This is a genomic window from Pandoraea pneumonica, from assembly GCF_049918595.1.
Lineage (GTDB): Bacteria > Pseudomonadota > Gammaproteobacteria > Burkholderiales > Burkholderiaceae > Pandoraea > Pandoraea pneumonica_A.
Window position 1 is genome coordinate 1 of record NZ_JBNCRZ010000011.1, and the last position, 5,555, is coordinate 5,555.

General features: G+C 51.6%; 2 tRNA genes and 3 rRNA genes. All 5 read right to left on the reverse strand.

Annotated features, from left to right (window positions below):
• Positions 1–9: 9 nt before the first annotated feature.
• The 5 genes from rrf to ACPWR9_RS25835 all read right to left on the reverse strand — a co-directional run bounded on the left by rrf (position 10) and on the right by ACPWR9_RS25835 (position 5,225).
• Positions 10–122: ribosomal RNA gene (gene rrf / locus ACPWR9_RS25815) — 5S ribosomal RNA — on the reverse strand.
• Between the two features lie 133 nt (positions 123–255).
• A 23S ribosomal RNA gene (locus ACPWR9_RS25820) occupies positions 256–3,134 on the reverse strand.
• 295 nt (positions 3,135–3,429) lie between these two features.
• Positions 3,430–3,505 (reverse strand) — tRNA-Ala (locus ACPWR9_RS25825).
• Positions 3,506–3,551: 46 nt separating this feature from the next.
• Positions 3,552–3,628, reverse strand: a tRNA-Ile gene (locus tag ACPWR9_RS25830).
• 64 nt (positions 3,629–3,692) lie between these two features.
• A 16S ribosomal RNA gene (locus ACPWR9_RS25835) occupies positions 3,693–5,225 on the reverse strand.
• The 16S, 23S and 5S rRNA genes sit together here with 2 tRNA genes alongside, the layout of an rRNA operon.
• Positions 5,226–5,555 lie beyond the last annotated feature (330 nt).

Consider the following 5,555-nt stretch of genomic DNA (forward strand, 5'->3'; position numbering starts at 1 on the left):
TTTAGGGGAGCCTGACGATTACCTACTTTCACACGGGTATCCGCACTATCATCGGCGTGGAGTCGTTTCACGGTCCTGTTCGGGATGGGAAGGGGTGGTTCCAACTCGCTATGGTCATCAGGCATAACTTGTATGTCTTGCTGCACTGCGTGCAACAAAACCAATTCAGAAGAAGCGTAGTACTACAGATATTGGGTTGTGACTGGTATCAACGTTTGCACGCGATACACACACCAGGAAAAACACACTGGTTATAGGATCAAGCCTTACGGGCAATTAGTATCAGTTAGCTTAACGCATTACTGCGCTTCCACACCTGACCTATCAACGTCCTGGTCTTGAACGACCCTTCAAAGGAATCGAGTTCCTAGGGAAGTCTCATCTTAAGGCGAGTTTCCCGCTTAGATGCTTTCAGCGGTTATCTCTTCCGAACATAGCTACCCGGCGATGCCACTGGCGTGACAACCGGTACACCAGAGGTTCGTCCACTCCGGTCCTCTCGTACTAGGAGCAGCCCCCTTCAAACTTCCAACGCCCACGGCAGATAGGGACCAAACTGTCTCACGACGTTTTAAACCCAGCTCACGTACCTCTTTAAATGGCGAACAGCCATACCCTTGGGACCGGCTACAGCCCCAGGATGAGATGAGCCGACATCGAGGTGCCAAACACCGCCGTCGATATGAACTCTTGGGCGGTATCAGCCTGTTATCCCCAGAGTACCTTTTATCCGTTGAGCGATGGCCCTTCCATACAGAACCACCGGATCACTATGACCTGCTTTCGCACCTGCTCGACTTGTCAGTCTCGCAGTTAAGCACGCTTTTGCCATTGCACTATCAGCACGATTTCCGACCGTACCTAGCGTACCTTCGTACTCCTCCGTTACACTTTGGGAGGAGACCGCCCCAGTCAAACTGCCTACCATGCACTGTCCCCGATCCGGATTACGGACCTAGGTTAGAACCTCAAACAAACCAGGGTGGTATTTCAAGGACGGCTCCACAGAAACTAGCGTTCCTGCTTCAAAGCCTCCCACCTATCCTACACAGACCGGTTCAAAGTCCAATGCAAAGCTACAGTAAAGGTTCATGGGGTCTTTCCGTCTAGCCGCGGGTAGATTGCATCATCACAAACACTTCAACTTCGCTGAGTCTCGGGAGGAGACAGTGTGGCCATCGTTACGCCATTCGTGCAGGTCGGAACTTACCCGACAAGGAATTTCGCTACCTTAGGACCGTTATAGTTACGGCCGCCGTTTACCGGGACTTCAATCAAGAGCTTGCACCCCATCATTTAATCTTCCGGCACCGGGCAGGCGTCACACCCTATACGTCCACTTTCGTGTTTGCAGAGTGCTGTGTTTTTATTAAACAGTCGCAGCCACCAGTTTATTGCAACCCTTTCACCCTCTTGGCGCAGGCCAATCAAGCTACAAGGGCGTACCTTATCCCGAAGTTACGGTACCAATTTGCCGAGTTCCTTCTCCCGAGTTCTCTCAAGCGCCTTAGAATACTCATCTCGCCCACCTGTGTCGGTTTGCGGTACGGTCTCGTATGACTGAAGCTTAGAGGCTTTTCTTGGAACCACTTCCAATTGCTTCGTGAACAAGTTCACTCGCCCCATATCCTTGAATTCCGCGCCCGGATTTGCCTAAGCGCCTTCTCCAATACAGGGACCGGGACTTCCAACACCCGGACAACCTTCCGCGATCCGTCCCCCCATCGCATCATACGACGGTGCAGGAATATTAACCTGCTTCCCATCAGCTACGCATCTCTGCCTCGCCTTAGGGGCCGACTCACCCTACGCCGATGAACGTTGCGTAGGAAACCTTGGGCTTACGGCGAGGGGGCCTTTCACCCCCTTTATCGCTACTCATGTCAGCATTCGCACTTCTGATACCTCCAGCATCCTTTACAAGACACCTTCACAGGCTTACAGAACGCTCTCCTACCATGCGAGCAAGCTCGCATCCGCAGCTTCGGTATATTGCTTAGCCCCGTTACATCTTCCGCGCAGGACGACTCGATCAGTGAGCTATTACGCTTTCTTTAAAGGGTGGCTGCTTCTAAGCCAACCTCCTGACTGTTTTAGCCTTCCCACTTCGTTTCCCACTTAGCAATATTTAGGGACCTTAGCTGGCGGTCTGGGTTGTTTCCCTCTTGACACCGGACGTTAGCACCCGATGTCTGTCTCCCGTGATTGCACTCTTCGGTATTCGGAGTTTGCTATGGCGAAGTAATCCGCAATGGACCCTTCAACCATGACAGTGCTCTACCCCCGAAGGTGATACACGAGGCACTACCTAAATAGTTTTCGGAGAGAACCAGCTATTTCCAAGTTTGTTTAGCCTTTCACCCCTATCCACAGCTCATCCCCTAACTTTTCAACGTTAGTGGGTTCGGACCTCCAGTACGTGTTACCGCACCTTCATCCTGGCCATGGATAGATCACTTGGTTTCGGGTCTACACCCAGCGACTGAACGCCCTATTCGGACTCGCTTTCGCTACGCCTTCCCTATTCGGTTAAGCTTGCCACTGAATGTAAGTCGCTGACCCATTATACAAAAGGTACGCCGTCACCCCTTACGAGGCTCCGACTGTTTGTATGCATGCGGTTTCAGGATCTATTTCACTCCCCTCCCGGGGTTCTTTTCGCCTTTCCCTCACGGTACTGGTTCACTATCGGTCGATTACGAGTATTTAGCCTTGGAGGATGGTCCCCCCATCTTCAGACAGGATTTCACGTGTCCCGCCCTACTTTTCTCAAGCTTAGTTCCACACCAGGGTTTTCTCATACGGGGCTATCACCCACTATGGCCGGACTTTCCATTCCGTTTTGATAACACCGGTGCTAAATCTTGAAGGCTGGTCCCATTTCGCTCGCCACTACTTTGGGAATCTCGGTTGATTTCTTTTCCTGCAGCTACTTAGATGTTTCAGTTCGCCGCGTTCGCTTCGCTAGACCTATGTATTCAGTCTAGGATGACCCATACGGGCCGGGTTTCCCCATTCGGACATTTGTGGATCAATGCTTATTTGCCAGCTCCCCACAACTTTTCGCAGGCTATCGCGTCCTTCATCGCCTGTAATCGCCAAGGCATCCACCACATGCACTTATTCGCTTGACCCTATAACGAGTGCGTCTCTCGACTCATCGCTACAGGTTGAGTTATCGCGTTGTGCCGTATTCCAAGTCATCTTTCGATCACTTAAATACTGGTTGATACAATCACAACCCGTACAATTTCCACGCGCCATCTCTAACGCGCTTCCGTTGTACTACTACTTCTTCTAAATTGTTAAAGAACAAATACTGCATGACATTGCTGTCATTCAAAAGCATTCACTTTGCTTGTAATTCATCACGGGGATTTACTACAGACGTAAAGCGCTTTTGACTGACATCGATGCGATCTAAGGTATTGGTGGAGGATGACGGGATCGAACCGACGACCCCCTGCTTGCAAAGCAGGTGCTCTCCCAGCTGAGCTAATCCCCCAATCAAGCCAGTTACCAACCGACTTTATCAGGCGGGTGGTTATGCTTGGTGGGTCTGGAAGGACTTGAACCTTCGACCCCCGCCTTATCAAGACGGTGCTCTAACCACCTGAGCTACAGACCCGACTTAGATCTACGCAGTCAACAACCGATAAGCGTGAACACTCAACTTCCAGTGCATGCTCTAGAAAGGAGGTGATCCAGCCGCAGGTTCCCCTACGGCTACCTTGTTACGACTTCACCCCAGTCATGAATCCTGCCGTGGTAAGCGCCCTCCTTACGGTTAGGCTACCTACTTCTGGCAAAACCCACTCCCATGGTGTGACGGGCGGTGTGTACAAGACCCGGGAACGTATTCACCGCGACATGCTGATCCGCGATTACTAGCGATTCCAGCTTCACGCAGTCGAGTTGCAGACTGCGATCCGGACTACGATCGGTTTTCTGGGGTTAGCTCCACCTCGCGGTTTGGCAGCCCTCTGTACCGACCATTGTATGACGTGTGAAGCCCTACCCATAAGGGCCATGAGGACTTGACGTCATCCCCACCTTCCTCCGGTTTGTCACCGGCAGTCTCCTTAGAGTGCTCTTGCGTAGCAACTAAGGACAAGGGTTGCGCTCGTTGCGGGACTTAACCCAACATCTCACGACACGAGCTGACGACAGCCATGCAGCACCTGTGTTACGGCTCTCTTTCGAGCACTCCCACCTTTCAGCAGGATTCCGTACATGTCAAGGGTAGGTAAGGTTTTTCGCGTTGCATCGAATTAATCCACATCATCCACCGCTTGTGCGGGTCCCCGTCAATTCCTTTGAGTTTTAATCTTGCGACCGTACTCCCCAGGCGGTCAACTTCACGCGTTAGCTACGTTACTAAGGAAATGAATCCCCAACAACTAGTTGACATCGTTTAGGGCGTGGACTACCAGGGTATCTAATCCTGTTTGCTCCCCACGCTTTCGTGCATGAGCGTCAGTATTGGCCCAGGGGGCTGCCTTCGCCATCGGTATTCCTCCACATCTCTACGCATTTCACTGCTACACGTGGAATTCTACCCCCCTCTGCCATACTCTAGCCTTGCAGTCACGAATGCAGTTCCCAGGTTAAGCCCGGGGATTTCACATCCGTCTTACAAAACCGCCTGCGCACGCTTTACGCCCAGTAATTCCGATTAACGCTTGCACCCTACGTATTACCGCGGCTGCTGGCACGTAGTTAGCCGGTGCTTATTCTTCCGGTACCGTCATCCCCCCGAGGTATTAACCCAAAGGATTTCTTTCCGGACAAAAGTGCTTTACAACCCGAAGGCCTTCTTCACACACGCGGCATTGCTGGATCAGGCTTTCGCCCATTGTCCAAAATTCCCCACTGCTGCCTCCCGTAGGAGTCTGGGCCGTGTCTCAGTCCCAGTGTGGCTGGTCGTCCTCTCAGACCAGCTACAGATCGTCGCCTTGGTGAGCTTTTACCCCACCAACTAGCTAATCTGACATCGGCTGCTCTTGTAGCACGAGGCCCGAAGGTCCCCCGCTTTCCTCCTCAGAGCGTATGCGGTATTAATCCGGCTTTCGCCGAGCTATCCCCCACTACAAGGTACATTCCGATGTATTACTCACCCGTTCGCCACTCGCCACCAGGTGCAAGCACCCGTGCTGCCGTTCGACTTGCATGTGTAAGGCATGCCGCCAGCGTTCAATCTGAGCCAGGATCAAACTCTTCAGTTTAAACCTGTTACTGTTTTCGGTTTTTCGTGATAAATCACTAGAACCGGTCGCTCTCAAAGTATGCTGACAAGTTAATTACTTAACTTACCTATTACTATGTGAGCCTCAATAAATTTAAAGCTAATCTGCCGAAGCAGACGCACTATTCATCGAGTGCCCACACTTATCGGTTGTTCAATTTTTAAAGATCAATCGCTTCGAACTCCGCTTCGTCGCATTGTTACCGCGCCGTCGCTTCGTTTTCTGCGTCGCTGCATCAGCAGCAGAGAAGTGAGATTATGTCGCAGCTTCTCGTCGTCGTCAACAGTTTTTTTCGCTTCTTTTCGCTCG